Genomic DNA, 26,305 nt, shown 5'->3' on the forward strand with positions numbered 1-26,305 from the left:
CCACCGAAGTTACGCGGAGATGGTTGTTTGAATCATCTTCGCGGTGTCAGGATGGGCGCTCCGCCGAGCCTCTGGTAGGAGACCCATGCGCGTGACCGCTGCCCTGTCGACCGAGCTCTTCGTCGGCACCGCCGAGCATCCGCTCCAGGTGGTGACCGCCGAACTCGCCGATGTCCCCGGCCGGCCGGTCCGCCTCACGGTCGAGGGCCCGGGCCTGCACGGCAGTGCGGAGACGGTCGTGGGCGAGGACGGCACCGCGCGCGTCGAGATACCGGTGACCTGCGAGCTCGCGCCCGGCGAGCGGTGCGCGATCGAGGTGACGGCGGCCGACGGCGACCGACTGGCCACCCTCACCGCCGAGTTCACGGCCGCCGAGCCCGGCTGGACCATGTTCATGGTCAGCCACTTCCACTACGACCCCGTCTGGTGGAACACCCAGGGCGCCTACACCGAGACCTGGGACACGGCCGACGACCCCGCCGCAACCGGCCTTCCCGCCCGCACCTTCGACTCGCGCGGCCAGTCCGGCATGAGTCTCGTCCGCGCCCACTGCGACCTGGCCCGCCGCGATCCGGCGTACACCTTCGTCCTCGCCGAGGTCGACTACCTCAAGCCGTACTGGGACGCCTTCCCCGAAGAGCGCGCCTTTCTGCGGGAGTTGATCCGCACCGGCCGCGTCGAGATCATGGGCGGCACCTACAACGAACCGAACACCAACCTCACCGGCGCCGAGGCAACCGTACGCAACGCCCTGTACGGGGACGGCTTTCAGCGCGGCATCCTGGGCGCCTCGCCCGAAACCGCCTGGCAGCTCGACGCGTTCGGGCACGACCCGCAGTTCCCCGGGTTGATGGCGGACGCGGGCGTCACCTCCAGCTCGTGGGCACGTGGACCGTTCCACCAGTGGGGGCCGACGCTCTCGGTCTTCGGCGAGGAGCCGCGCGATCCCCAACGCATGCAGTTCCCAGCCGAGTTCAGCTGGATCGCCCCCTCCGGGCGCGGGCTGCTCACCGCCTACATGGTCAACCACTACGGCGCCGGCTGGGCCATCGACAACGCGCCCACGCTCCCCGAGGCAGAAGCTGCGGCGCTGAAACTGTTCCGGGGACTCAAGAAGGTCGCACTCACCCGCAACGTCCTGCTCCCGGTCGGCGGCGACTACGCGCCGCCGTGCCGCTGGGTGATGGACATCCACCGCGACTGGAACGCCCGTTACGTCTGGCCGCGCTTCGTCAGCGGCATCCCCCGGGACTTCTTCGCCGCCGTCCGCGCCGAGTTGGACCAGGAGGGCCGCAAGGCCTCCCCGCAGACCCGGGACATGAACCCGATCTACACCGGCAAGGACGTCTCCTACATCGACACCAAGCAGGCCCAGCGCTACGGCGAGACGCTCCTCGCCGACGCGGAGGCCTGGGCCACCCTGGCCTCGCTCGTAGCCGAACACCCTTATCCGGACGCGGCGTTGGACAAGGCCTGGCGACAGCTGATCTACGGCGCCCACCACGACGCGATCACCGGCTCCGAGTCGGACCAGGTGTACATCGACCTGATGACCGGCTGGCGCGAGCTGTACGACCTGGCGGAGGCGGTGCACGCCGACGCGACGGAGGCCGTCGCGGGGAAGGTCGCGCAACTCCCGGGTTCCGGGCCCGACTTGGTCGTGTTCAACTCGGCGACCTGGGAGCGCCGGGACGTGCTGACGGTCCCGGACCCCGGCCTGGTCCCCCTCGACGACACCGGCCTGCCCCTCCCCGCCGTACGCGAGGGCGACCGACTCCGGCTCGTCGTACCGGAGGTACCCGGCATGGGCCTCAAGGCCCTTCCGCTCTCCGAGGGTTCGGTACCCGGGTGGACGCCCGGCGAAGGCTTCACCATCCGCAACGGGTTCTACGAGGTGACGGTCGACCCCGCGCGCGGCGGCGGTGTCAGCAGCCTGCGCGAACTCGCCGACGGCGGACGGGAGTTGCTGCGTGCCGGTGACATCGGCAACGAACTCGTCGTACAGGAGGAGTACGCGCGGCACCCGCGCTTCGGCGAGGGCCCCTGGCACCTCACCCCGACCGGGACCACGGCCGCACGCAGTCGGGACGTGACCGCTGACATCGATGTCCAGCACTCCCCCGCCGGTTCCCGGATCACCGTCACCGGCGACCTCGGGCTGTTCCGGTACACGCAGCGGTTGACCCTGTGGACCGGGGTGGCGCGCCTCGACGTGACGACCACGATCGACGGATACGACGGCGCCGACCGGCTGATCCGGGTGCGCTGGCCGTCCCACGTGAGCGGCGGACTGCCCGTGCACGAGGTGGCGGACGCTGTGATCGGGCGCGGGTTCGGGTTCGTGGAGGTGGACAGCGAGGAGTTCCCGTGGACGCTCGACAACCCGGCGAACACGTGGTTCGGGCTGGGGTCCACCGCGCGGGTCGCGGTGCACGACGAGTCGGGGCGGCTGCTCGGCCACCGGTCGATCGGTGTGGCCGAACTCGTCTACGGTGACTGGGACTTGGCCGGTGACCTCGGTGCGCCGCTCGCTGCGGCGCTGGTCCGCGTCGGGGTCACCGCGACCTCGACGATCGCCGGTGGTCCGCGCTATGGCGACCTCGAAGTGGACTCCAATCTCCCGGACTTCCGGATCGCCGTGGGCGCGCCGGAACGCAACTCCGTGGTCGCCGAGGCACTCGGCTGGGACCCGGCCGCCGGACGCGAGCTGCGCCGGCAGCTGGCCGAGCGAGGTGTGGCGGCGGTGTGGGTCGCGCCGCGGGCCGGGCTGCGCGAGGAGTGGGTGCCCGGGGCCGATCTGCGCGACCTGGAGCGGCTGCCACTGCTGGTGGTGGCGGGCGCCCGGCCCGAGGACGACGCCAAGGCGGTCGACGCGCTGATCGCCGACCTGGACGACGCGGTGATCACGGCCACGGCGGCGGGCGGCTGCGAGGCCCTGCCGCCGGGGGACGCCTGGGACGGCCGCAGCTTCGCCGTCCTCAACCGGGGCACGCCCGGCTGTGTCGTCACCTCCTCCGGCGACCTCTGCATGTCCCTCATGCGCTCCTGCACCGGCTGGCCCTCCGGCATCTGGGTCGACCCGCCCCGCCGCACCGTACCCGACGGCTCCGCCTTCCAACTCCAGCGCTGGACGCATGAGTTCGAGTACGCGGTGGTCGCGGGCGCGGGCGACTGGCGCGAGGCGCGACTCCCGCAGGCGGGACACGAGTTCAACCATCCCTTCACGGCCCGCCTACGCGGCCCCGAGACCGAACAGGGCACCCTGCCAAGGAAGTTCACCCTGCTCGGCCTGGAACCGGCGGGCGAGGTGGTCCTCGACGCCCTCAAGCCGCTCGGCTCCCCGCTGGCCCGGGGCAGCGCGGTACCGGTCGATCCGGGGCGTGGCGTCGTCGTCCGGATGCACGAGGTGAACGGGCGGCCGTTGCGGGCGCGGATACGCGGGCCGCAGGACTGGACCGAGGGTGTCCGGGCCGACGTACTGGAGTCGCCCGGTGAGCAGTTGACACCGGAGCGGGACGGCGGGCTCGGCGTCGACCTGACCGGCTTCGAGGTCGCGACGGTACTGGCGACCACCGCCGCCGAGTCCCCGACCGGGCCTGGAATCGCGGCACATGAGCCCGCGCAGCCCGTCCACACCCGCTACTGGCTGCACAACTCCGGCCCCGCGCCGCGCGGGAACATGCCGGTGTCGGTGTACCTCTCCCCCGGCACACTCACCGCCGCCGGTCCGGTGACCGCGACCGTCCGGGTCGGCTCGGAACTCACCGACGCGCCGGTGCTGGGCGCGGTGACCTTCGAGGTGCCGGACGGCTGGACCGCCGAACCCGCCGAACTGCCGTACGCGTTGGGCCCGGGCGGGTTCACGCTGGCCGAGGTGACCGTGACACCGCCGCCGGAACCGGTACCCGGGCGGCACTGGCTCACGGCCCGGCTGTCCTACGGCGGACAGACGTACGAGGACACCGTGGCGCTGGATGTGCCGGACGGACACTACGGGCCAACGCTTGTGTCCACGCTGGGAGTCGACCGGATCAGCGTGCGCCACGGTGAGCGCGTCCGCGTCCCCGTGACCGTCCGCAACACCACCCGAGGACCGGTCCACGGCACCCTGTGGGCCGTGTCCTCGTGGGGCACCTGGGCCGGAGTCGAACCGGGCTGCCAGGGGTTCACGGTGGCCGGGGGCGCGGAGCGGGAGTGCCTGATCGAGGTGGACGGTTCGGCGGTGGCGCCGGGGTCGTACTGGCTGCTGGCGAAGGTCGCCTGGAACGGGTGTGTCGCCTACACGGAGGCGGTCGCGCTGGAGGTGACGCCGTGACGGCGGAGCACGCGGCAGTAGTGCAGGGCGAGGTGGTCGCCAAGAGGAGGGTGGACGCGCTGCTCCACGGCGGTTGGGCAGCGCCCCAAAGGGGCGCGGGGAACTGCGCGACCAGCCACGACGGCGCCGCAGACGACCAACATCATGCTGCGGGCCACCCAGCGGAGCGCCTCGCGCGGGCCGAGCGGCAGCGACGGCGGTGGGCGACCCAGGTCGTCGTCATCGACGACCTGGCTCAACGAGCGTGCGCGGAACGGGGGTTGGAGCCCCCTGCCGAAGTGGCGCCGGACCGGGTACTCGCCGTCGCCGAGACCGATGTCGCGGACCTCGGCAGCATCGTGGCGGCTGCCCTCGCGCACTCCCCGGCCGCCCGGTTACTGCTGGCCGAGCTGGAGGGCGAGCAGGAGGTCGCGGAGGCCGCCGTACGGGACTACTACGACCGCAACCGGGATCGCTTCCTGACGGCAGAAGCCCTACGGCGCGGTGTCGACCCGTTCGGCCGGGTGTCATCGGAGGACTTCGTGCCGTACGAGCAGGCCCGTAAGGGGGTCGCGCGCGAGTTGCGGCGGGCGGCGGGGCGGCGGGCCTTCTTCGGCTGGTTGGACCGGGCCAAGGCCGGAGTCGTGTATGCCGCCGGGCACGAGCACCCCGGCGATCCGGCGCACCCGGACCACGAGCACCGGCACTGATCTCCGCCGGAACCTAAAAGCAACACGAGAACCATTGACCTCCGATGAATTCTGGTCCACCTTTTCATCAATCGGAGTCGAAGTTGGTTAATTGAACCAACTGTTGGCTGATGCTCAGGAGGGCAGCGATGCGCACAGGAAGACTGACCGGATCGATGGTGGGGATCATCGCCTTGACCCTGACGGCCGCCGGCTGCGGGCTGTCCGGCAGCTCGGGCGACAGCGACTCCACCGCGGGCGGCTGCAAGGTCGACAAGGGCAATGTGGGGTCCGGGAAGCTGACCGGCGAGGTGAAGGGCAGCATCACCTTCCAGACCACCAACCTGAAGAAAGACTTCGGTACGTTCTTCAACGGGGTCATCAAGTCCTTCGAGAAGGCGCACCCCGGTACGTCGGTGAAGTGGATCGACGATCCGGGCGACAGCACGTTCACCCAGCGCAACGTGGCCGACGCCCAGGCCTGCACGCTGCCGGACGTCATCAACCTCAACGCAGAGACGGCGACGGCACTCACGAAGGCCGGATATCTGCTCAACCTCGGTGTGAAGGACCCGGACGCAGGCAAGCCGTTCGTCCCCGCGTTCTGGAAGTCCAGTACGTTCAAGGACAGTTCGGGCACCGCGCTGCACACCGTGCTGCCCTGGTACACCGGCGGCATCGTCCTGACGTACAACACCGACCTGTTGAAGCAGGCCGGCATCGACCCGGCGAAGCCGCCGACGACGATCTTCGGGCTGTTCGCCGACTACGAGAAGATCGCCAAGTCGGCCAAGGGCAAGTACTACGCGACGATGGCCAATCCGATCTGGCGGATCCCGGCGGACTTCGACCAGATGAACATCAAGACCCTCTCCAGCGACGGCAAGTCGGCCGTCTTCGCCGACGATCCGCGCACCACCCAGTGGGTGGCGTGGATGGCGAAGCTGTACAAGGAGGGCGCGATGCCGAAGGACTCGCTGTCCTCCAGCAACGATCCGTCCACGCCGTACACGCAGGGCAAGGTCGCCTACGGCTCGACCAACCCGAGCTATGTGCGGTTCGTGAAGCAGAACAGCCCCTCGATCTACGCCAAAACGGCGGTCGGGCAGCAGCCGTTCGACGCGCTGGGCCACACCACCGCTGCCCCGCAGTACGTCTCGGTCGCCGCGACCAGCAAGCACGCCCCCGTGGCGCTGGCGTTCGCGGAGTTCCTCACCAACGCCGAGAACCAGACGGCGTGGGCCAAGGACCCGGACGTGGTGATCTTCCCGACGACGACCACCTCGCTCAACGACCCGTTCTTCCAAGACGTGAGCGGCACCGACCAGTTCGCGCAGGCGCGCAAGCTCGTCGCGGACCAGCTCAAGACGACCACGGCCTACCAGACCAACCTCTCGCCGGCCGTGCAGAACGCGATCGTGTCCCAGGTGCAGCTGGCGATGCAGGGCAAGAAGAGCCCGGCGCAGGCCGTCAAGGACGCCCAGGCGAAGGCCAACGAGCTGCTGAAGCAGGCTGGTTGATGGTGGCGACGCAGACCGCGAAGCCGGTGTCCGTGCCCGGTGCGGAGGCCGTCGCCTCCGCACCGGGCACGGCCCGCATACGCAAGCTCGCCCGGGCCGTCCTCCCCGGCCCCGCCCCCGGCGCCAACGGGGCGGCCCTGTACCGCCGTTGGTGGCTGCCCTGGCTTTGGACCGCTCCAGCGATCGTCTGCGCGGCGGTGTTCGGGGTGTTCCCCTTCCTCAACACCGTGCTGCTGTCGTTCACCGACGCCAAGCCGCTCGGGGGCGCCGCGAGTTTCGTCGGGCTCTCCAACTACACCCGGATGCTGGACGATTCGGACTTCTGGTTGGCGACCCGCAACAGCGTCCTGTACGCGGTGATCGTCGTCCCCCTGATGGTGCTGCTGCCGCTGCTGCTCGCCGTCCTGGTGGAGAAGAACCTCCCCGGCATCGGCTTCTTCCGCTCGGCCTTCTACACCCCGGTGCTCGCCTCCAGCGTGGTCGTCGGCCTGAGCTGGCAGTGGCTGCTCGCGGACGACGGACTGGTCAACACCTGGCTGGAGAAGGCCCACTTGATCCGGTCGGCCATCCCGTTCCTGTCCGACTCGTGGCTGATCCTGCTCTCCGCGATGGGCCTGACCCTGTGGAAGGGTCTCGGCTGGTACATGGTCTTCTACCTGGCCGCCCTCGGGAACGTTCCAAAGGAGCTGCACGAGGCCGCGTCCATGGACGGTGCCGGTGCGGCCCGCCGCTTCTGGCACATCACCGTGCCCGGCGTACGGCAGGCGATGATGCTGGTCGGCACCCTCACCGGCATCGGCTCGCTGCGCGTGTTCACCGAGATCTACATGCTCGGCAGCTCCACCGGCGGCCCCGGCGGCGCCGACCGCACGCTGCCCTTCTACATCCGGGACGTCGGCCTCGACCCCATCACCGGAAACGCCGGCTACGGCTCGGCGGTGAGCGTGGCGCTCTTCGTCCTCACCCTGGGCCTGACCCTGCTGGCGCAGCGCCTGACGAAGGAGGACGAGTCATGACGACGACCGCCGTGCGGCCCAAGTCCCGGCGCCTGACCCCGCGTTGGCGGGACTACGGCCGCCCCCGCGAACTCCTCCTCCGCTACCTCCTGTTGCTCCTCGTCCTCGGCCTCACGGTCGGCCCGCTGATCTGGCAGTTCCTGGCCTCCCTCAAGGGCACCGGCGAGGACGTCTTCGGCGCGAACGCCTCCCTGCTGCCCCACCACCCGACCCTGCGCGCCTACCGCGAGGTCTTCAGCCAGGTCCCGGTGGTGACATACATCAGGAACAGCCTGATCGTCGTAATCCTGTCGGTGGCGAGCCAGTTGCTGTTCTCCACGACCGCCGGCTACATGCTCTCCAAGCCCGCCTGGAAGGGCCGCCGCGCGGTCTGGATCCTCCTCGTCGCCTCGATGATGTTCCCCTTCGAGTCGATCATGGTCTCGCTGTTCCTGAGCATCCGCGACCTCGGTCTGGTCGACAGCGTGGTGGGCGTGTGGCTGCCCGGCTTCGTCGGCGCGATCAACGTCCTGCTGATGCGCGGCGCGTTCCTCGCCGTACCGCGCGAGATCGAGGACTCCGGAATGCTGGACGGCGCGAGCGAGTGGCAGCGCTTCCGCTACCTCTACCTCCCGTCCGCGTGGGGCGCGATCCTGGTGGTCACCATCAACACGTTCATCAGCGCCTGGGACGACTTCCTGTGGCCGCTGATCGTGCTGCGCTCCGAGGACCACATGACGCTGACGCTGGGCCTGTCGCGGTTGCAGAGTTCGTCGTTCGGCTACGACCAGCGGGTGGTGATGGCCGGTTCCGTGATCTCCGTGATCCCGGTGCTTGTGCTGTTCGTCATCACCCAACGCTGGTTCTACAAGGGCGTGTCGGCGGGAGCGGTCAAGCTCTGAGGCTTACGACGAGGGGTTCCACGGCGAGCGCGGCCCGCGCGGACTGAGCGACCCGGATCTCGACGGCACCGATCTGGTCCAACTGGTCGGTGCCGAAGGGGATTTCGACCTTGTATTGCTCCCCCGGGGCCAACTCGACGCCCTGGAAGGCGTGCAGTTCGAGCGTGCGCGGCCAGACGGGAGTCAGCAGCCGACGGACGTAGACCTGGACGACCGAACGCCCTTGTCGCTTACCGGTGTTGGTCACCTCCACCTCGACCACGCCCTCCACAAGGCGCGGCGGACCGTACTCGAAGCTCGTGTACGACAGCCCGTGCCCGAAGGAGTACAGCGGCTCGGCGTCGGCGTCCACGTAACCGCTGTACTCGATGTCCTTGTGGTTGTAGTAGACGGGGAGTTGGGCCACCGAGCGCGGGACGGAGACGGGGAGGCGGCCGGTCGGTTGGGCGCGGCCGAGCAGGACCTCGGCGATCGCCTCACCGCCCCAAGGGCCGGGGTACCAGGCGGTGAGCAGCGCGCCCGCCCGTTCGGGGACGACGTGCGGGCGGCCCTGGATCAGGACGACGGCGGTGGGTGTCCCGGTCGCGGTGACCGCGTCGAGGAGGGCGTGCTGGTCGCGGCCGAGGCTCAGGCCCGCGAGGTCGGCGCCCTCGCCGCAGGTCATCTCCGAAACGGCGTTCCGTGCCGCTCCGTTGGCGTCGAAGTCCGTGTCGGGGGTACGGGCGCTGCTGCCGCCCAGCACCAGGACGGCCAGGTCGGAGGCGGCGGCAGCGGCGACCGCCTCGGGGATGCCGGAGAGGTCGTCGCCGGTGAGCGCGGAGCCGGGGGCGTGGCGGATGTCGGTGCCGGGCGGGGCGAGTCGCCGTAGGCCGTCCAGGACGCTGACACCGGAGCGCTGTGGTGCCGTGTAGTCGCCCAACTGGTGTGCGTAGGTGGCCGATTGGGGACCTATGACCGCGATGCGGGAGACGGTCGGCGGGATGGGCAGGACTCCGCCGTTGTTGTGCAGCAGGGTCACCGCCCCGCGCGCCAGTGCGGTGCTCAGCTCTCTGCCCTGCGCGGCCGGGGGCAACTCGCTGGTGCTGTAAGGGCGTTCGAAGAGGCCGAGGCGGAACTTCAGGCGGAGTACGCGCGCCACGGCCGCGTCGACGGTGGCCTCGCTCACCAGCCCCCGCTCGACCGCCTCCTCCAGATGCGTGAAACCCTCGTCCCAGAGGCTCAGGTCGACACCGGCGTTGAGCGCGAGGGCGCCTGCCGAGACCTTGTCGCCGGTGATGCGGGCCAGTCGGTCCACGGCGAGGCCGTCGGCCATGACCAGCCCATCGAAACCCCAGTCCTCGCGCAGGAGTTGGTGGAGCAGGGCGCGGTTGCCCGAGCAGGGCAGGCCGTCGACCTCGTTGTAGGCGGACATGACGGCGGCGGCCCCGGCGCGGACTCCGGCGCGGGCGGCGGGGAGGTGGATGTCGTGGAGTTCACGGAGGCCGAGTTCGGACTCGGCGGAGTTGCGGCCGCCGACCGTGGCGCCCTGGCCGGCGAAGTGCTTGAGGACGACGGGGGCCTTGTCGGCGGCGAAGCTGTCACCGGGCTCACCCTGCATCCCGCGCACAAGCGCCTCGGTGAGTCGGGCGGCGAGGTGCGGGTCCTCGCCGAAGCACTCCTCTGTGCGGCCCCAGCGGGGGTCACGGGAGATGTCCAGGGCGGAGACGAGGGCCAAGTGGGCGCCGCGGGCGCGTAGTTCGGCGGCGGCGTGAGCGGCGGCGCGTTCGTAGAGGGCGGGGTCCCAGGTGGCGCCGACGGCGAGGTTAACCGGGAGGACCGTGCCGTCCAGGGCCATGTGACCGTGCGGCACCTCCTCGACGAAGAGGGCCGGGATGCCGAGGCGGCTGCTGTCGAGCACATGGCGTTGCACCAACTCGGCCAGGGCGGCGCTGTCCTGTGCGCCGGGTCCGTTGGTGTGGTCGACGCCCGACCAGGCGTCGGCGCGGAACAGGCCGTAGAGCGCGCCGAGTCCGGCGAAGCGGGCGGTCTCGGCGTGCAGGGCCTCGGTGAGTTCGAAGGAGCCCGAGGGGGTGCGGCGGTAGGCGTCCCAGCCGTACATCCGCTGGTTGAGCTGGCCGACCTTCTCGCGCAGGGTCATCCGGGCCAAGAGGTCGCGGGCCCGGGTGTCGACGGGGGCGGTGGGGTCGCGGTAGAGGGGGGTGGTGGTGTCGGTCATCGGTCGTCACCGCCGTATGCGAGGCGTGCGAGGGCGACCGCGCCCCGGCAGCCGTCCGGTACCCAGTCGAGGGTCAGGCCGAGGGCGTGGAGACGAGCGGTGAGGGCGGCCGTCAAGGGGCCTTCGGGGCCGAGCAGTCCGCCGGTGGCGACGATCCGTTCACCGTGGGACGGGTTCAACGCCCGTACGGTGTCGGTCAGTTGCTCTGCCGCCTGGTCGAGGATTCCCTCCGCCACGATGTCCTTCTCCTCTGCCGCCTCGACCACCAGCGGGGCGAAGCGGGCGAGGCGGATGGGGAGTTCGGCCATGACGGCGGGGAGCACGTGCATGCGGTAGGCCTCGCGGTGGGGGCGCGACCAGTCGCCGTCGCCCGGCAGTGCCTCGTCCGGTACCCCCAGCACCCGCCCCACCGACACGGCCAGTGCCGTCGCCGTCCCTCTCCCGTCCGCCATCCGCAGCGCCGCCCGTACCGCGCTCCGGCCGATCCAGAAGCCGCTGCCGTCGTCGCCGAGGAGCCAGCCGTCGCCGTCCACGGTGGCGGTGGAGCGGCGGCCGGTGATGCGCAGGGCGACCGCGCCGGTGCCGGCGACCAGGGCGAGGCCGTCGGACGGGGTACCGGGCGCGGAGGCGAAGGCCGCCTCGATGTCGCTGCAGACGCGGATCCGGTCGGCCTGGATGCCGAGGCGGCGCAGCGCTGCCGTGAGGGCGGTGCGGGCGTTGACGTGGCCCGGTTCCTCGGTGGAGGCCGCGGTGGCGCCCGCGAAGCCGCCGGCCACGGCGACCACTCGAGCCCGCGCCGCCTCTGGTACGGCCTGCCCGATGGCCTCGACCAGGTTCTCGGTGAGTCGCGGCACCGGGACGGTCAGGGCGTTGCCGGGCCCGGCCGCGCCCTCGCCGAACACGCACCCGTCCTCGGCGGCGGCGAGGACGGCACGAGTGCGGGTGCCTCCGGCATCAAGACCGACAACACATTCCTGGTTCAAATCATTGCTCATTACTGACTATGGTGGTTGATACATTCAGGGAGGGCAAGACCGGACCCGGGGAGGATCCCATTCCTACGCTTCGCTTCGGCGTCAACTACACGCCGCGCCGCGGCTGGTTCCACTCCTGGCACGACTTCGACCCGGCGCACGCCCGTGAGGACCTGGCCCAGATAGCCGGGCTCGGCCTGGACCACGTCCGGATCTTCCACCTCTGGCCGCTGCTCCAGCCCAACCGAACGCTGATCCGCCGGACCGCCGTGGACCAGCTCGTACACCTGGTCGACCTGGCGGGCGAGGCGGGCCTCGACGTCCTCGTGGACGGTGTCCAGGGCCATCTCTCCAGCTTCGACTTCTACCCGGAGTGGACCCGCAGCTGGCACCACCGCAATGTGTTCACCGACCCGGAGACGATCACCGCCCAGGCGGAGCTGCTGCGCACCCTGGGCAGCGCTCTCGCCGACCGCCCGAACCTGATCGGTCTCCAACTCGGCAACGAGCTCAACAACTTGGTGGAGCACAACCCGGTCACGGCGGACGAGGTGGACCACTATCTCGACACCCTGCTGGCCGCCGCCCGCGAACACCTGCCGCCGGACCGCCTGGTCACCCACTCCGCGTACGACGCCGCCTGGTACGGCGACGACCATCCGTTCACCCCGGAGGCCTCCGCCCGCAAGGGCGATCTCACCACCGTGCACCCATGGGTGTTCTCGGGCGACTGCGCCCGCCGTTACGGCCCGCGCTCCCCACAGGTGCTCCATCTCGCCGAGTACGGAACGGAGTTGGCGAAGGCGTACGCCACCGACCCGGCCCGGCCCGTCTGGGTCCAGGAGACGGGTGCGCCGGAGCCGCACATCCCGGCGGCCGACGCCCCGGAGTTCGCCCGGGCGACCGTGCGCAACGCGGCCGAGTGCGAGGGGCTGTGGGGTGTGACGTGGTGGTGCTCGCACGACGTGGACCGTTCCCTGGCCGACTATCCCGAACTCGAATACACCTTGGGTCTGTTCGACTCGGCGGGCCGCGCCAAGCCGATCGCCGAGGCCTTCGCCGCCGCGATCGCCGAGCCGCACACGGTCCAACTCCGCGACACCGCCCTGGTGTTGGACTGCACCCCGGGCACCCGCTCGGTGTCCGGTCCCGGCGGCGCGTACTTCGAGGAGTGGATGCGGCTGCGCGCGGACGGCCTGCGCCCGGCGGTCGTCCTGGCCGAACGGGCCGAGGAACAGGGGTACTTGGCGGCACGCGGCATCAAGGAGGTCGTACACCTGCCGTGACTCTCACGCGTCGGTCAGTACCTCCGCGACCGCCCGCAGGTTGACCCGGCCGCGTCCGTAGGAACAGAGGGTGCCGCCCTCCGGCAGACCGGTGTCGACGCGTATCGCGCCGGGCCGCCGGGCCACGAGGGTGTCGCGCAGTCGGGCCTGCCAGGGGTGCAGGTCGGCGTCGGACGTGGCGATGACCAGCGGTGCGCCGAGGCCCCCGATCGCGTCGAGGAGGGCGGCGGGGTCGGCCGGCTCCTCGTTGAGGGCGATGCCGGTGGCCGTGGGGTCGATGGCGCGGAGTTCGGTGAGGAGGTCCTCGCCGCCCCAGTTCAGGGCGGGGTGCGGGGCCGGGAACAGGTCGACGACATGGGCGCCGCGCACGGGCGGCGGCAGCGGCCGGGTGCGTACGGCGCGCCGGGCGGCCTCAAGGCCCGCGTTCGCGTCCCAGGGGGCGACCGCCTTGCGGGGCGTCGCGTACCGCTCGGCGAGCCGGCGTACCCGGCCGGCCGCCTCCCAGACCCGCTCCTCCGCCAGCATGCGGGCGTGCAGCGCGTCGAGGACGGCGTCCCGGCAGGCCAGGGTGACCGCCAAGTCCGGTACGGCGACGATGACTTGGTCCGCTCCGGCGGCGAGCGCGATACGGGCGCCGGCCGCCTCGCCGTACTCGTCGGCGATCGCCTTCATCTCCAGCGCGTCGCTGACGAGGACGCCGTCGAAGCCGAGGTCGAGGCGGAGCAGGTCGCCGAGGATGCGGCGGCTGAGGGTGGCGGGGCGGTTGGCGTCCAGGGCCGGGAAGACGACATGGGCGCTCATCAGCATGGGCACGCCCGCGGCGACGGCGGCGCGGAACGGTTCGAGGTCGACGAGGAGTTCGTCGTAGGGCCGCGGGTCGATCGCCATGCCGTGATGGCTGTCGGTGATGGTGCCGCCGTGGCCGGGGAAGTGCTTGGCGCAGGAGGCGATGCCGCGTACGTCGGTGGCGGTGATCCAGGCGCGCAGATGGCGGGCGGCCAGTTCGGGGTCGGCGCCGAAGGAGCGGGTGCGCACGATCGGGTTGCGCGGCTGGTGCTGGAGGTCGGCGACCGGGGCGTACGAGGCGGTGATGCCGAGGGTGGCGAGGTGGCCGGCGAGGGCGTCGGCGCAACGGGCGGTCAGGGCCGGGTCGTCGACGACCCCGAGGGCGTAGGAGCCGGGGACGTCCGGCGCGCCCGCGTTCACCAAGTGGCCGATGCCGCCGCCCTCGTTGTCGATGGCCACGAGCAGGTCGGGGCGCAGGGCGCGGAGTTCGTCGGTGAGCCGGCGCACCTGCCCGGCGTCCCGGATGTTGCGGGTGAAGAGGATGACCCCGCCGAGGCCGCGGTCGATGAGCCGCTTGAGGGTGTCCGGCACGGTCGTCGTGCCGTCGAAACCGGCGACCAGGCAGCGGTGGGCCGCCTCGTCGAGGTCGACGGGGAGGGCGATGGCGGCGGACGAACGCTCGGCGTGGGTCATACCGGAATTCAAATGGCTCGCTCAACCTGAAGTCAACAAACCGATGGATTGTTGATTCAGACAATGATGTGGCGCCGACTACACTTCTTAAGTGCCGTCCGCTTCGCCCAGCCGCCCGCGCGCCTTTCGCTTCCCGACACCACCGCGTCATACCGGATGGGAACGTTTCGCCTCGTGTCCCTGCTTCCGCTCGAAGAGATCCCCGGGCCGCTCCCCGTCTCCACCACCGGCCCCACTCCCGCCCCCGTCCCCTTCCGACTCCCCTCCGCCGCGCGCATCGCCACCAAGGTCCTGACCCTGCTGCCCCTGCTGCTGATCGTGGTGTGGGCGGCGGTCGACTGGCGTGCCATGTACGAGGGCACCGCCCGGCTCGCGTCCGCCGACCCCTGGTGGCTGCTCGCCGCGTTCTTCTTCACCTGCCTCGGCTGGGGCACCGCCGCCCTGGTCCGCCAGGGTGCCGTGCCGGACCGGCTGCCGACCGGTCTGCTGATCGCCTCCCAGTTCGCGGCCGGCGCGGCCAACCACGCCCTGCCGGCCAGCATCGGCGCCCACGCCGTCACGCTGCGCTTCCTCCAGGGCCAGGGCATCCCCCTGCCCCGCGCCACCGCCTCGCTCGCCCTCTACTCACTCGTCCGGCCGATCGCGAAGACACTCGTGCTGCTGGTCTTCCTGATCTCCTTCCCCGAGATGCTGCGCTTCGGCCAGCTCGCCCCCAGAGGCTGGTCGTTGCTCCTCGCGGTCGGTGGTCTGGTGACCGCTCTCACCACGGTCACCGTCCTGCTGTGCGCCGTACGCCGGCTGCGCAGCCCGGTTCTCCGCTGCGTCCGCACCGCTCTGACGGACGTACGGCAGCTGCACACCATGCCCAGCCGGATCCTCGCCCTGTGGGGCGGGGCGGCCGCCGCTCCCGTGCTCCAGGCGACGGTGATCTTCGCCGTCGGGGCCTCGCTCGGCATGCCGCTGTCCTGGGCGCAGGTGGTGCTCGCGTTCCTCGCCGCCAGCACCGCGGTCGGCGCCGTACCCGCGCCCGGCGGGATCGGTCCCGTGGACGCGGCGACGGTGTTCACGATGGTCGCGTTCGGCGCCCCCATGGATCTGGCCACGGCGAGCGTCATCGGCTACCGCGTCCTGACGGTGTGGGTTCCGTTGCTGCCGGGGGCGTTGATGCTGTCGGCGCTGGTCCACCGGAAGGTGCTGTGACCGAAATCCACTTGTACGGCCACCTGTTCCACCTCTAACGTCGCTGCTCATCGGCGTGTAGCTCAGTCAGGAGAGCACCGGGCTCTGGACCCGGAGGGCGCGGGGGCGGTACCCGCCACGTCGGCTTATGGATGACGACGCTGAGCAGCAGCACCTCACCGCGGCCCCCGGCCATGCCCTGGGCCAGTTGGCCAAGGCCTTCACGACCGCGCTGACCCACGAGGACGCCGGCACCCGCCGTCGCGCGGAGGGCCGCGCGCAGCGCTGGCGTGCCGTGCTCACCGGGATGGCGAGCGGACGGCTCACGATCGGTTCGCGAACCCCGGTGGCCGGGTTTCCGGCCTGGGTCACCCCCGAGGTGGTGCGCGGCGGCTTCGCCACGGGCGCCCCGGGCGCGGGCGGCCCGCTCCAGCCGTACGAGATCGGGCTCGCGGAGCGGTTCGGGGTGCCCGCGGACCGGCGGGCGCTGTTCGCGCACTGTCTCACCGACACCGGACTGACCTGGCTGTGGGGGCAGTTGAACAGCGGGCGGTACGAGGTGACCGTGCCGGAGGAGGGCGCGCTGCTCACCATGGCGTGGCTGGTGCGGCACGGGGAGACGGCCGCCGCGCTGGACCTGGTCGCCGAGCTGGAGCCGTTCGCGGGCCAACTCCGGTTCCTGCCGCGCCCGTCGACCGGCCGGGCCGCCTCGGACGACACCGACGCGCTGCACCGCCGTACGGTCGACGACACCGTGAACCGGCTGGTCCGGCGCCGCCCGAACGCGGCGGTGGAGACGCAGCGCGAGGCGCTCGCCGTATGGCAGCCGTTCGGGGACGAGTTGCTCGCGCACTGGCTGGAGACGGCGGGCGGGGCGGGCGGGCAAGTGCTCGAACTCGCACCGGACGCAAGCTGGTTGGCGCGAGGCGGCGAACTGCTGAGCCGCTATCGGCTGCTGGCCGAGGAGCACACCCGCTGCGGAAAGCACCGCAGCTCGAAGGGGAATCTGGGCATTCTGCGCGGCGCGCTGGAGGAGACCGTCGCCGGGCGGGAGCTGGACGCGCGCCGGCTCGGGCTGCTGCGGCACGCCGTCGCGTCGATGGTGCGGCGGCGCGGTCTGCCGGGATCGCCGGCGCACACCGAACTGCGGCGCGCGCAGCGGGTCCAGGCCGCGCTTCCCTCCCATCACGCCCTGGCGCAGGTGACGTTGCGGCGGCTCGCCGTGCTGCCCCAGGAGTCGGGCATCCTCGATCTCACCCCCGTACTGGCCCCCGTGTCCGAACCGGAGGAGCGGGAGACCGGCGTCCCCGCCGGTTCTCAACTCCCGCCCGTGATACGGCGGGTGGTCGAGGGCGCGCTGAGCGCACCGGTCGACGTCCTGGTGGAGCGGGGAGTGGTCCCGTCGGCCGAGGTACTGGCCGAACTGGTACCGCAGTTGGTGGCCGTCACCAGTGCGCGGGCCTACGACGACGAGGCGCTGCGGACGCTGATGGCCGCGAACTACCGCGCGTTCCGCAACCGCCGCTCGCTGCTCCTGCTCAACCTGGAGCGGCAGGTCCGGAGCGAGGAACTGCCCTGGGTGCGGGCGGTTGCCGCGCGGCGGGGCGACAGCTCGGCCGAAGCGGCCCTGGTGCTACGGCAGTTGGGCGAGCTGGCCGTGCAGGGCTTCCCGGGGACGATCCTGCCCAACCCGCTGGTGCGCGAACTCGGCGTGCTCGCCCGCCAGTCCGGCCTGGGCGCTCCGCTGGTGGAGGAGCTGGCCGCGGACATCTTCATGAACGCCTTCGGGCCGAAGTTCCTGGTGGCGGCCGGGATCGCGGGCGAGCTGCTCGGCGGTTCGCTGTACGAGCGGTACTACGGCATCGACTACGCGGCGATCGGTGAGCTGGCGATCACCGAGGCGGGCGACCGCACGAACAAGACCCGGACCTCTCCGGGGTTCGCGCGGCTGTGCGCGGAGCGGGCCCGGGCGGCTTCCTCGGCACCGGCCGGGCACAAGTCCACTGGTTCACCCGGGTCTTGGGTGGCGGAGAACGGCAAGGTGATCGAGCAGTCGCAGATCCTGACCACGCACAATCTGGCCACGCTGGTCCACCGGGTGGGCATCGCCCCCGAGCCGGGCTGGACCGACCTGGCGCGGCGCTGTTTCGTGACCGTGTGCCGGCTGACGGGCCGGGTGCACCGCAACCCGCGGCCGTACGCCACGATCAAGGACGCGGCGTACGCCTGGCGGCAGTTGGTGTTCCATCTGTCGCTGTGCCCGCCCGCCGGGCAGCGGCGGGTGCTCGCCGCCCTGGACGAGGAGACGGGCCGTCATCCTCACCATGTCGGGGCGCGTCTCGCGCCCGCCCTGGCGGGGCTGCGGCTGGTCGTGGACGGCGGCGGCTTCGGCCCGGACGGTACGGCGGACGGCGGACGGGCCCGCCGGCTGCTCGGCTGGACCACGGACGGCCACTGGCTGGCGGGCGATCCAACTGGACGGCCGGCGAAGGACAGTTGAGTGGTCCCGGCCCTGGCTCTACCCCTCCGCCGCCGTGCGCACCGCCGCCTCCGTCAGGGTCGTCGCGGTGCGTACGGCGCTGGCGACGGCCTCGTCGGGGGTGAGCCCCAGCTGGTCGGTGAGGGTGAACAGGGCGTCCGCGCCGACGACCACCGCGAGACCCCGCTTGAGCTGGGTGAACGCGTCCGGGTCGGTCACGCCCAGGGTGCCGTCCAGGGGTGCGAGGGCGTGGTCGATGAGGCCGAAACGGATCCCGGGCCGCATGCTCTCCGCGTCGGGGCGGACGATGGTCGCGGCCATCATGGCACGCACCCCGCCCTGGCGGGCCAGGATGCCGCGCAGCAGGAACTCGCAGGCATAGGCGACCCGTTCGACGGGATCGCGGGAGTCGGCGACCGGCTGGAGCGCCTCGGCCGGGTCGGGCCAGACACCGGCCAGGGCCTCGCCGATCAGGGAGGGAAGGTCGGGGAAGTAGCGGTAGGCGGTGGCCTCGGAGACCAGGGCGGCGCGGGCGATCTCGGGCATGGTCACCTCGCTGCCCGCGCCGATCAGCACCCGGGCCGCGTCGACGATCGCCGTACGGGTGCGCTTCTTCTGATTGCTGCGGCCCGTGTCCGTCTGTGCTGTCGCCATCGGTGCGTCACATCCCCGTCTTCGCTCGTCGCTGCCGTCCGTCCCTTCCGCACTTTATCACGACCGACTCTCGTCATGAGAGTCTACTTGCATGACGAGAGTTGCCGGCTTGCCGTCCTACTCTCCTGAGGGCGCACAACGCGCGGCGAACACAAGGGAGTTCGAGATGAGCGAGGTTTCCGTGGTCGGTCCGGACGACGGCGAGAGAATCCGTCTGGGCCCGGTCACGATGCGCATCCTGGAGGACGGCAGCACCACCGGCCACCGCCTGGGCATCGGCGAGATCACCCTCGCCCCGGGCACCCAGGGCCCGCCGCAGCACCGCCACGGCGAGCACGACGAGGGCTTCTACGTCGTCTCCGGCACCGTGCACTTCACCGTCGGCAAGACTGTCCACGTCGCCCCGGCCGGCACCCTCGCGATGATCCCGCCCGGCGCCCCGCACACCTTCGCCAACCCCGGCGACGAACCCGCCGTGATGATCAACACCTTCACGCCCGACCTGTTCGTGCAGTACTTCCGTGACCTGCGGGACATGATCGCCGGCGGCCGGGAGTTCAACACCGAGTCGACGATCGAGATGATGAGCCACTACGCCACGGTCCCCGCGACCGACTACGCCTGAGCCGGCCGCCGTACGTCAGGAGCCGCCCGAGTTCGACGGGCCGAAGAACTCGATCTCGGCGATGGCCACTTGCTTGCTTCCCGAGGTTCCGTAGGCGGACTCCAGGGTGAAGCGCACCGACGTGACCTCGCCGACCCGGAAGGCCCGGCGCTGGGCTCCGGCCCCCTGGTCGAGGCTGAGTTCGCGGGTGGTCGTCTTTCCGTCGGCCGTGGTGATCCGGGCCTCGATACGGTGCGGAAGCGCGGACTGGCTGAGCTGGTCGGCGCGGGTGGAGACGCCCGGGGTGATCAGCACGTCCAGCAGCCGCGTCGGCTCGTCGAACTTGGCCTCCAGCCACTGGCCCTCGCCGGACTGCGACAGACCCGGCCCCCACCAGGTGTTGTTCAGCTTGTCGAAGGCCAGCTCCGGCTTGTGGCCCGGGAAGGAGCGGGAGGCGGTGACGCGGTCCGGGGAGACGGGGGCGCGCTTGGAGAAGTGGTCCTTCGCCGCCTGGACACCGCGCGGGATGTTGACGGCCAGCACGATCAGCAGGGTCAGCACGATCGCGGCACCGATCCAGGTCAGCACCCGGTCGAAGGTACGGCGCAGCCGCGGCCGGTCCCCCGCCCACGGGATCTCGCCGCTGCGGAACGTGAGCAGCCGCCGCCACCAGGGCAGCCGGCCGGCGACCTGCTCGTCGCCGGCCATGGGCATCGCGCACCGGGCGCAGTAGTGCCGGTCCGGCCGGTTCGCCGTCGCACACCAGGGACAGGGCACCCCGCCGACCGCGCCGGGTTCGACACCGGGTGCCCGCACGGACTGCGGACGCGCGGCCACCGGGCGGCCGGGCAGCACGGGCGCCACGGAGGGCGCCTGCCGGGGCTCGGGGTCGTCGACCGGGACGAGGAGACGTCGGGCGCGCTCGGCCTCTGACTCCGGCGGGGTGGCGGGCACCGGCTGAGTTGGAACGGTCCCGTCGTCGGGAAGGTGGGGCGCGGGAGCCGGGGAGGGGTACGGGGTCTGGGGCGGGGCCGCGGCGGCCGCCGGGTCCCTGTCCAGGCGGGTCGCGGGGTGGGGCGCGTCGTCGTCCGCCGGTTCCGGCACGGTGCCCGCGCCGGCGGAGTCGTACGACTCGGCGGCCATCGCGTCGAGCCGGAGGGACAGTGCGTCGAGTCTGGCCGCCGGGTCGTCCTCGGCCGGACTCCGTTGGCCCGGGACCCTGTTGCCCACACCGCGTTCGGCCGCCGCACCGGCGCGGGCGCCCGCGCGGTCCGTCCAGCTCAGGACGGCCCCGCAGGCGTCGCAGAACGACTGGCCCGGTTCCGCGCGGGTTCCGCATTCGGCGCAGCTCTGGGTGGTCGTCATCTCTCGGGGTTCCTTTCGGCGGGCACGGTGGTGGTGACCTGGACCGTGTACGGCATATGGGCGGGGCGGGCCGCCGCCACGAGGGCGTCGAGGCGGTGGGTGTCCAGGGTGGTGGGCGCGGGCAGGCGCAGGTGGACGTGCAGCCGGGGGCTGCGTTCGCCGGGGACCGGGCCGAGCGGCCGGGCGCTCCAGTCGGCGGCGCCGCTCTCGGTGATCTCGGGTTCGACCCCGAAGGCGAGCCGTACGGCTTCGGCCAGTCCGCGCCGGGTGCCGCGGATGCGGTGCAGGTACGTGGCGGCGGCCACGGCGGCCCGCAGCCGCGCCTCCGGTTCGCTGCCGTCGGTCTCCGCACCGACCCAACTGCCCAGCCACTGAACGAAGTCGAGCGGCGCGAGCGAGGGCCGGAAGTACGTGTCGAGGCAGTCCAGCACACTCAGGATCGGCGCTACGACCTCGTCGAGCCCGGCGACGAAACGCTGGGCCAGGTCGTCGTCGGCGAACACGGCGGGCAGCATGGCGCCGATCGGCGCGGAGGAGCCGAGACCGTCCACTGATCCTCTCAACGTGGGCCTCCCGGGCGGGAGTTGGTCGTGCTCATGCGCCGTCTCCGATCACGCGGACGCGGTGGTCGAAGGAGAACACCAGTGACGGCCGCTCCAGGTCGATGCGGTCGGTGGGGTCGCCGCGCTTGCCGGTGAGGGGGTCGGCCGGGTGCAGGACGACCTCGTCGACCAGTTCGACGCCGGGCACGCGCTGGAGCACGGCGAAGACCTCCCCGGACTGCACGGGACGCCCGAACGGCCAGCCCTTGCCGTCCGATCCGCCGGTGAGCGGGTCGAGGTGGCGGTAGAGGGCGTCGTGGGCCTGGCGGCGCACCCGGTCGGTGTCGACGCCCCGGAAGGCGTGCACCGTGGCGACCACGGTGACGCCCTGGTAGAAGGGCGGGCCGACCGCCAACCGGGTCCCGATCAGCCGCCGTTCGTCGAGATGCCGGGTGATGCGCTCCAACAGGGCGTCGCCGGGCACGAGTTGCTCGAAGCGGAGCCGTCCGCCGGGGTCGGGGACGGCCTGCGGGACCACCAACACCCTTACGGCATAGGCCCCGTGCTCGCCCTCGTCGCCCTCCAGACAGGTGATGCGGGCGGTCTCGGGGGCGGCCCGGCGGGACAGTTCCTCGTAGTCGCGGAGGGTCACCGCCCGTTCCTGGGCGCGCAGGGTGATCGGGGCACGGGTCTTGGCCTCCTGGACGGTCTCGCCGTCCACTCCCCCGCGTGCCGCCTCCCTGTTGAGGACCTCGGAGACGTACGGGATGGAGCTGCGCAGGATCTGCACGGCGCCGCGTGCCACGTTGCCGGCCCGCCCGCCGCCGGTGCGGTAGCGGCGGGCGCGGATCACCGAGCCCTTGGGGGCGACCATGCCGTACTGGCGCAGGGTGCCGTCGGGTTCGCGGACGGCGGGGCCGAAGGCGAGTTCGCCGGTGGCCGCGTCGAGGGTGATGTGGCGGTCGTGCGGGCCGGAGGCGGCGAAGTGCGGGACGACCTGCCAGTCCGTCCAGCCCTCGTGCTCGGCGGTCTGGAGGAGGAGCGGCGGGTTGTCGCCGACGACGGGTGTGTGCGCGAGCCGCAGCCGCTGACCGGGCAGGCCGGTGGACTCGCCGAGCGCCTCGTCGTAGACCGTGTCGGCGTGGACGACGGTGGTGGTGCCGCCGATGGTGAAGGCCTCGGCGGAGCGGACGGTCGGTGAGGTGGTGTAGAAGGGCTGGTCGGGGTGGGGTTCCGTGACGCGGCAGCGCAGCCAGCCGGCCTCCTGTCCGCCGTTGCGGGACAGGGTGTGGCCGCCGGGGACGTGCAGGACGACCGCGCCGGGGCGGTTGAGGCCGCCGGTGCCGTCGCGGTCCACCTCGCAGGGCTGCCAGCCGTCGGCGGTCCACGCCTCCCACACCAGGGGCGGTTGGCGCGGGTCGACGCCGACTCCGTCGACGCGGCTGTCGAGTTCGAGGGCGAGGGCGCAGTGCGGGACGGCGGCGGTCAGTCCGAACAGCATCGAGTCGCCGGGGTCCGGCGACTCGGCGAAGCACATCACATGGTTGCCCTCGGCCAGGTCGTGGGTGCGGTCGACGACCTGCTCGCCCCGGTGCTGCACGACGAGATGCCGCAACGCGGTCGGTACGACGGCGAGTTCGCGTTCGGTGGCGAAGACGACCGCCTCCTCGCCCTCGGTGCGCATCGTCGCCACCTCGGTGCCGAGCGGCACTTGGACCGGTTCCTCCTGGGGCGCCGACAGCCAGAACGTGACGTCGGTGCGGGCCGCCGACGGCGGGAAGAGGGTGATGCCGACCAGGTCCAGGAACGCCAAGTGGTTCTTGTCCGGTACCCGGTTGAGGCGGTAGACGATCTGGTCGGCCATGTGCGCGACCGTCTCGACGAGGGTGACGCCGGGGTCGGAGACGTTGTGGTCGGTCCACTCCGGGGCGCGCTGCTGGATGTAGCGCTTGGCGTCGTCGACGAACTGCTGGAAGCGCCGGTCGTCGAGGTTCGGGGAGGGCAGAGCCATCGGTCAGTAGTCGCTTTCAGCAGCCGTGCCGGGCGTACCGGGGGTGTCGTCCGGCTCGTCGTGGGACGGGATGACGTAGAAGGGGAAGACGAGGCTGCGCGGGTTGTTGGTGCCGCGGATCGAGTAGCGCACGTCGATGTAGAGCACGCTCTGCTCGGTGCCGGCGGTGACCTCGACGTCCTCGACCTCGATGCGCGGCTCCCAGCGGTCGAGGCTGACGTGCACCTCGTGCTGGATACGGCCCGCGGTCTGCTCGTTGACCGGCGCGAACACCAGGTCGTGGATCGCGCAGCCGAAGTCGGGCCGCATCGGACGCTCGCCCGGCGCCGTGGACAGCACGAGCCGGATCGCCTCCTCGACCTCGCGCTCCCCGCTGACCAGCGCGATACCGCCGGTCGGCCCGATGCGCAGCGGGAACGACCAGCCGGAGCCCACGAATTGTTCGGCCATCAGCCGACACCCGCCTGTTCCTTGCCCGTTCGGGTGCTCATGCCGGAATCACCATCGGTACCAGGCCGTTGAGGGTGACCACGCCCATGATCGGCACGGTGACGGCCCGAATGCCCACGTTGGCAATGGAGTTGATCTGGACGCTCGCACCCGCGGTGAGCATCGCGTTGCCGATCGCCTTCATGTTGAGGGCGCCCATCGCGTCCAGCGTGATGGCTCCGGTGGTCGACTTGATGTTGATCAGCCCGCGCCCCTCCATGGTCAGCGGCCCGCCGCTCTTGATGGTGAGACTGCGCCGGGCGCTGAGGGTGAGATCGCGACCGGCCTCGACCGACACCGAGTGGCTGCCCTTGATGGTGACGTCGCCCTTGCTGTCGACGACGATCTCGGTGTTCGTGCGGTCGAGGCTGATCGTCAACTGCTTGTCCCCGGAGGTCAGTCGGACCCCCTGCTTACGGCCGCCGGTCTTCTGGTTGAGCAGGTCCAGCCGGTTGCCGTCCCGGTCGGAGAGGGTGTGCCGGCTCGCCTTCTTCCGTACGGCGTCGTGCAACGGCACATCGCTCACGACGGTCGGTTTGTCCTTGCCGTTGTAGAGCCCGCCGATCACGAACGGATGGTCAAGTGCCCCTCGGTCGAAGGCGACCAGCACTTCGTCGTTGACGTCCATCGGGAACACCCCGCCGCCACCGAGCCCGCCGAGCTGCACGGTCCGCGTCCAGTCGCTGACGTAGGTGTCGTCCAGCCACGGGAACTGGAGCCGGACCCGCCCCTGCTTGAGCGGGTCGTTGACGTCCGTGACAAGGGCGTTGGCGACACCGGGCAGCCGGGGCGCGGTCTCCGAGCCGCCCGAGGCGAGCCCGTACAGCGAACGCCACTGCCGTCCGCTGACCGTCACCCAGGTCTCGTAGTGCTTGCCGTCGCCGAAGACGTGCCGTACGGAGGTGACGGTGTACTTGCCCTCGAAGGGTGTCCCCACGTCCGCGAGCGCGACCGGAACTCCCGGGCGCAGCTTGGGATTTCCGCGCGCGACGACCTCCAGCTCGGCGAAGGACGATGTCACGTCGTCGGCGAGGGCGTCGGCGGCGAACTTCACCTCGTTCTGCTTGTCGTAGGGCGTGCCCGTCTCGACCAGCTTGGCCGTCTTGAACTTGCCGGCCGCCGCGCCGGGGGTGGTGCCGATGCCGATGCCCGGGTTGGAGGCACCGGGCGAAGTGGCCGTGAGCTTCTTCTTCGTGGTGACGTCCCACCCGCGCGCCTCTACGCTGCCTACCTGATCGGCGGCGGTCACGGCGGCCCGCAGCCGCAGGATGTCGTGCCCGGCCTGGAGCACGAACGGGCTTTTGTCACCGTCGGTGTCGGGCGAGGGCGCACCGGACGACGGTTTCGGCTCCACGAACTGGAACTTGCCGTCGGCGCCGACCGACATGACCATCTCGTTCTCGTCCGCGAGCCGTGCCAGGAAGTCCCAATCGGTCACGTTGGACTGGGAGATGAACTCGTAGACCGTGCGCGTGGAGGTGATCCGCCCGATCGGCACGCCGTCCTGGGCGGCGAGTTTGCGGGCGATGTCGGAGGCGCTCTGGTTGCGGTAGGCGGCGACCCGGCGCTGCCGCAGCAGCCGGTGACCGAAGTCGTAGCCGCGTACGACGGTGAAGGTGCCGGTGCCGTCGTAGTCGGCCTCGAGTCCGGTGACCTCACCGGTGAGCAGCGGATCGGAGGCGCCCTGTCCGTCGGCCACCGGAGCGATGACGACCTTCGTCCCGAAGGTGACCCCGAGCTTCCCGAGGATCTGGCGGTACGGATCCCGGAAGGTGAGACGGAACGCGGCCGGCACGCCGACGCCCTGGTCGACGTAGCTGTCGACGAGGCAACGGGCGTACTCGGACGGCAGTTTGGCGCCGCCGATCTTCACCTCGACGACGTTCGAGAACGCGGACTTCACCATCAGGCACGCACCTCCTCGGCGGCGGGCAGGACGAGTTCGACACCGTTCGCGAGCCGCGTCGGGTCGTCGATCCCGTTGGCCTCGGCGATCGCCCGCCAGGCGGCGGAGTCGCCGTACTCCCGCCAGGCCAGCGACTGCAAGGAGTCGCCCGCGACGACCCGGTGCACTCGTCGGGCGGTGAGCGCGCCCGAAGTCGGGTTCTGGCCCTTGGTGTTGCTCGGGATCTCGTGCAACTGCAGTCGGCAGGTGGCGCGGATGGGCACGCCGGTCGTCCCGAAGAGCGAGTAGGCGGCCTCGACGGAGGAGACGTAGGCGGTGAAGCGGGCGGTGGAGAAGGACCCCCACTGGAACACCACCCAGGGTGGTGAAGGCTGCTTGGCCGCAATGGACTTGGTGGTCACATCGCAGCAGGCGAGCAGCGACTCGACCTTCTTCAGCACGGAGTTGCTGGACGGCTCGTCGGAGGAGTCGAGGAAGATCTCCACGCTCATCTCGCGCGGCTCCGAACCCATGAACTCCGGTAGTGAGCCGTCCCGTTCGATCTGGGCCGGGGTCGTCTTCCACTGGGCGCGGCGGGTGAGTGACAGCTGCGCCGGGTTGAAGTCGAAGGCGAAGGTCTTGATGAGTCCGCCCGGGGTGGTACTGCCCCCGACGGGCGGCTCGTGAATGGCGAGACTGGCACGGACGAGACTCTTCCCCGCGCCTTTGCTGGTGGCCATGGT

The 26,305-nt window shown here is 71.4% G+C and carries 19 protein-coding genes and 1 tRNA gene; 10 read left to right on the forward strand and 10 right to left on the reverse strand.

The genetic code is table 11. The features are described from left to right. The first annotated feature begins 85 nt into the window (after nucleotides 1–85). From ACFXC1_RS11705 to ACFXC1_RS11725, 5 genes are all read left to right on the forward strand, one after another. Nucleotides 86–4,315, forward strand: a complete 4,230-nt coding sequence (locus tag ACFXC1_RS11705) for a glycoside hydrolase family 38 N-terminal domain-containing protein (RefSeq protein WP_381241692.1) — start codon at nucleotides 86–88, stop codon at nucleotides 4,313–4,315. Beyond that, on the forward strand, nucleotides 4,312–5,004 hold the full coding sequence (locus tag ACFXC1_RS11710; RefSeq protein WP_381241694.1) for a peptidyl-prolyl cis-trans isomerase: 693 nt from the start codon (nucleotides 4,312–4,314) through the stop codon (nucleotides 5,002–5,004). Before ACFXC1_RS11705 ends, ACFXC1_RS11710 begins: the two co-directional genes overlap by 4 nt. A 128-nt stretch (nucleotides 5,005–5,132) precedes the next feature. Further along, nucleotides 5,133–6,503, forward strand: coding sequence for an extracellular solute-binding protein (locus ACFXC1_RS11715; RefSeq protein WP_381241696.1), 1,371 nt, complete (start codon nucleotides 5,133–5,135; stop codon nucleotides 6,501–6,503). Continuing rightward, the gene (locus ACFXC1_RS11720) at nucleotides 6,503–7,519 is read left to right on the forward strand and encodes a carbohydrate ABC transporter permease (protein ID WP_381241698.1); all 1,017 of its coding nucleotides are present in this window, start codon (nucleotides 6,503–6,505) and stop codon (nucleotides 7,517–7,519) included. Before ACFXC1_RS11715 ends, ACFXC1_RS11720 begins: the two co-directional genes overlap by 1 nt. Beyond that, nucleotides 7,516–8,400 carry a carbohydrate ABC transporter permease gene (locus ACFXC1_RS11725; protein ID WP_381241700.1) on the forward strand — a complete coding sequence of 295 codons (885 nt, stop codon included), beginning with the start codon at nucleotides 7,516–7,518 and terminating at the stop codon, nucleotides 8,398–8,400. The genes ACFXC1_RS11720 and ACFXC1_RS11725 overlap by 4 nt, the downstream gene beginning before the upstream one ends. On the opposite strand, the gene ACFXC1_RS11730 is transcribed toward ACFXC1_RS11725, so the two are convergent. Further along, the gene (locus tag ACFXC1_RS11730) at nucleotides 8,390–10,615 is read right to left on the reverse strand and encodes a glycoside hydrolase family 3 N-terminal domain-containing protein (protein WP_381241702.1); all 2,226 of its coding nucleotides are present in this window, start codon (nucleotides 10,613–10,615) and stop codon (nucleotides 8,390–8,392) included. The two genes, ACFXC1_RS11725 and ACFXC1_RS11730, sit on opposite strands and share 11 nt — an antisense overlap. Continuing rightward, complete coding sequence (locus tag ACFXC1_RS11735; protein ID WP_381241704.1) at nucleotides 10,612–11,610, reverse strand: N-acetylglucosamine kinase; 999 nt, start codon at nucleotides 11,608–11,610, stop codon at nucleotides 10,612–10,614. Before ACFXC1_RS11735 ends, ACFXC1_RS11730 begins: the two co-directional genes overlap by 4 nt. Before the next feature lie 8 nt (nucleotides 11,611–11,618). On the opposite strand from ACFXC1_RS11735, the gene ACFXC1_RS11740 reads away from it, so the two are divergent. Then, on the forward strand, nucleotides 11,619–12,875 hold the full coding sequence (locus ACFXC1_RS11740; RefSeq protein ID WP_381241706.1) for a glycoside hydrolase 5 family protein: 1,257 nt from the start codon (nucleotides 11,619–11,621) through the stop codon (nucleotides 12,873–12,875). A gap of 3 nt (nucleotides 12,876–12,878) precedes the next feature. On the opposite strand, the gene ACFXC1_RS11745 is transcribed toward ACFXC1_RS11740, so the two are convergent. Then, nucleotides 12,879–14,354 carry a glycoside hydrolase family 3 N-terminal domain-containing protein gene (locus tag ACFXC1_RS11745; protein ID WP_381241708.1) on the reverse strand — a complete coding sequence of 492 codons (1,476 nt, stop codon included), beginning with the start codon at nucleotides 14,352–14,354 and terminating at the stop codon, nucleotides 12,879–12,881. Nucleotides 14,355–14,528: 174 nt separating this feature from the next. Here ACFXC1_RS11745 and ACFXC1_RS11750 point away from each other — a divergent pair, with 174 nt between their 5' ends. The 3 genes from ACFXC1_RS11750 (at nucleotide 14,529) to ACFXC1_RS11760 (ending at nucleotide 18,033) form a co-directional block, all read left to right on the forward strand. Next, nucleotides 14,529–15,554 carry a lysylphosphatidylglycerol synthase transmembrane domain-containing protein gene (locus ACFXC1_RS11750; protein WP_381241710.1) on the forward strand — a complete coding sequence of 342 codons (1,026 nt, stop codon included), beginning with the start codon at nucleotides 14,529–14,531 and terminating at the stop codon, nucleotides 15,552–15,554. A 51-nt stretch (nucleotides 15,555–15,605) separates the two neighbouring features. Then, nucleotides 15,606–15,678 (forward strand) — tRNA-Gln (locus tag ACFXC1_RS11755). Between the two features lie 3 nt (nucleotides 15,679–15,681). Continuing rightward, nucleotides 15,682–18,033 (forward strand): hypothetical protein, encoded by a 2,352-nt coding sequence (locus ACFXC1_RS11760; protein ID WP_381241712.1) that lies wholly within the window; start codon nucleotides 15,682–15,684, stop codon nucleotides 18,031–18,033. 18 nt (nucleotides 18,034–18,051) lie between these two features. Here ACFXC1_RS11760 and ACFXC1_RS11765 read toward each other — a convergent pair whose 3' ends face one another. After that, a complete protein-coding gene (locus ACFXC1_RS11765) occupies nucleotides 18,052–18,666 on the reverse strand; it encodes a TetR/AcrR family transcriptional regulator (protein WP_381241714.1) in 615 nt (204 codons plus the stop codon). A 166-nt stretch (nucleotides 18,667–18,832) separates the two neighbouring features. On the opposite strand from ACFXC1_RS11765, the gene ACFXC1_RS11770 reads away from it, so the two are divergent. Further along, nucleotides 18,833–19,291, forward strand: a complete 459-nt coding sequence (locus ACFXC1_RS11770; protein ID WP_381241716.1) for a cupin domain-containing protein — start codon at nucleotides 18,833–18,835, stop codon at nucleotides 19,289–19,291. Nucleotides 19,292–19,306: 15 nt separating this feature from the next. On the opposite strand, the gene ACFXC1_RS11775 is transcribed toward ACFXC1_RS11770, so the two are convergent. From ACFXC1_RS11775 to ACFXC1_RS11800, 6 genes are read right to left on the reverse strand one after another with little or no spacing between them, the layout of a single operon-like run. Next, nucleotides 19,307–20,635, reverse strand: coding sequence for an NADase-type glycan-binding domain-containing protein (locus tag ACFXC1_RS11775; protein ID WP_381241717.1), 1,329 nt, complete (start codon nucleotides 20,633–20,635; stop codon nucleotides 19,307–19,309). Further along, a complete protein-coding gene (locus ACFXC1_RS11780; protein ID WP_201056013.1) occupies nucleotides 20,632–21,198 on the reverse strand; it encodes a phage tail protein in 567 nt (188 codons plus the stop codon). The genes ACFXC1_RS11775 and ACFXC1_RS11780 overlap by 4 nt, the downstream gene beginning before the upstream one ends. 31 nt (nucleotides 21,199–21,229) lie before the next feature. Continuing rightward, nucleotides 21,230–23,188 carry a putative baseplate assembly protein gene (locus ACFXC1_RS11785; protein WP_381241719.1) on the reverse strand — a complete coding sequence of 653 codons (1,959 nt, stop codon included), beginning with the start codon at nucleotides 23,186–23,188 and terminating at the stop codon, nucleotides 21,230–21,232. A gap of 3 nt (nucleotides 23,189–23,191) precedes the next feature. Further along, entirely contained in the window at nucleotides 23,192–23,638 is a 447-nt protein-coding gene (locus ACFXC1_RS11790) for a GPW/gp25 family protein (protein WP_362974273.1), read from the reverse strand. A 37-nt stretch (nucleotides 23,639–23,675) separates the two neighbouring features. Next, nucleotides 23,676–25,583, reverse strand: a complete 1,908-nt coding sequence (locus ACFXC1_RS11795) for a VgrG-related protein (protein ID WP_381241721.1) — start codon at nucleotides 25,581–25,583, stop codon at nucleotides 23,676–23,678. Then, complete coding sequence (locus ACFXC1_RS11800) at nucleotides 25,583–26,302, reverse strand: CIS tube protein (RefSeq protein ID WP_381241722.1); 720 nt, start codon at nucleotides 26,300–26,302, stop codon at nucleotides 25,583–25,585. Before ACFXC1_RS11800 ends, ACFXC1_RS11795 begins: the two co-directional genes overlap by 1 nt. Nucleotides 26,303–26,305 lie beyond the last annotated feature (3 nt).

The organism is Streptomyces hokutonensis (genome assembly GCF_042751305.1).
GTDB classification, from domain to species: Bacteria; Actinomycetota; Actinomycetes; order Streptomycetales; family Streptomycetaceae; genus Streptomyces; species Streptomyces hokutonensis_A.

Bases quoted from the DNA above. Each gene is read 5' to 3' on its own strand.
- ACFXC1_RS11715 (WP_381241696.1), top strand. From the start codon at position 5,133: ATGCGCACAGGAAGACTGACCGGATCGATGGTGGGGATCATCGCCTTG.
- ACFXC1_RS11705 (WP_381241692.1), top strand. From the start codon at position 86: ATGCGCGTGACCGCTGCCCTGTCGACCGAGCTCTTCGTCGGCACCGCC.
- ACFXC1_RS11730 (WP_381241702.1), bottom strand. From the start codon at position 10,615: ATGACCGACACCACCACCCCCCTCTACCGCGACCCCACCGCCCCCGTC.
- ACFXC1_RS11790 (WP_362974273.1), bottom strand. From the start codon at position 23,638: ATGGCCGAACAATTCGTGGGCTCCGGCTGGTCGTTCCCGCTGCGCATC.
- ACFXC1_RS11795 (WP_381241721.1), bottom strand. From the start codon at position 25,583: ATGGTGAAGTCCGCGTTCTCGAACGTCGTCGAGGTGAAGATCGGCGGC.
- ACFXC1_RS11725 (WP_381241700.1), top strand. From the start codon at position 7,516: ATGACGACGACCGCCGTGCGGCCCAAGTCCCGGCGCCTGACCCCGCGT.
- ACFXC1_RS11775 (WP_381241717.1), bottom strand. From the start codon at position 20,635: ATGACGACCACCCAGAGCTGCGCCGAATGCGGAACCCGCGCGGAACCG.
- ACFXC1_RS11740 (WP_381241706.1), top strand. From the start codon at position 11,619: ATGGTGGTTGATACATTCAGGGAGGGCAAGACCGGACCCGGGGAGGAT.
- ACFXC1_RS11735 (WP_381241704.1), bottom strand. From the start codon at position 11,610: ATGAGCAATGATTTGAACCAGGAATGTGTTGTCGGTCTTGATGCCGGA.
- ACFXC1_RS11785 (WP_381241719.1), bottom strand. From the start codon at position 23,188: ATGGCTCTGCCCTCCCCGAACCTCGACGACCGGCGCTTCCAGCAGTTC.
- ACFXC1_RS11800 (WP_381241722.1), bottom strand. From the start codon at position 26,302: ATGGCCACCAGCAAAGGCGCGGGGAAGAGTCTCGTCCGTGCCAGTCTC.
- ACFXC1_RS11745 (WP_381241708.1), bottom strand. From the start codon at position 14,354: ATGACCCACGCCGAGCGTTCGTCCGCCGCCATCGCCCTCCCCGTCGAC.
- ACFXC1_RS11720 (WP_381241698.1), top strand. From the start codon at position 6,503: ATGGTGGCGACGCAGACCGCGAAGCCGGTGTCCGTGCCCGGTGCGGAG.
- ACFXC1_RS11765 (WP_381241714.1), bottom strand. From the start codon at position 18,666: ATGGCGACAGCACAGACGGACACGGGCCGCAGCAATCAGAAGAAGCGC.
- ACFXC1_RS11760 (WP_381241712.1), top strand. From the start codon at position 15,682: ATGGATGACGACGCTGAGCAGCAGCACCTCACCGCGGCCCCCGGCCAT.
- ACFXC1_RS11770 (WP_381241716.1), top strand. From the start codon at position 18,833: ATGAGCGAGGTTTCCGTGGTCGGTCCGGACGACGGCGAGAGAATCCGT.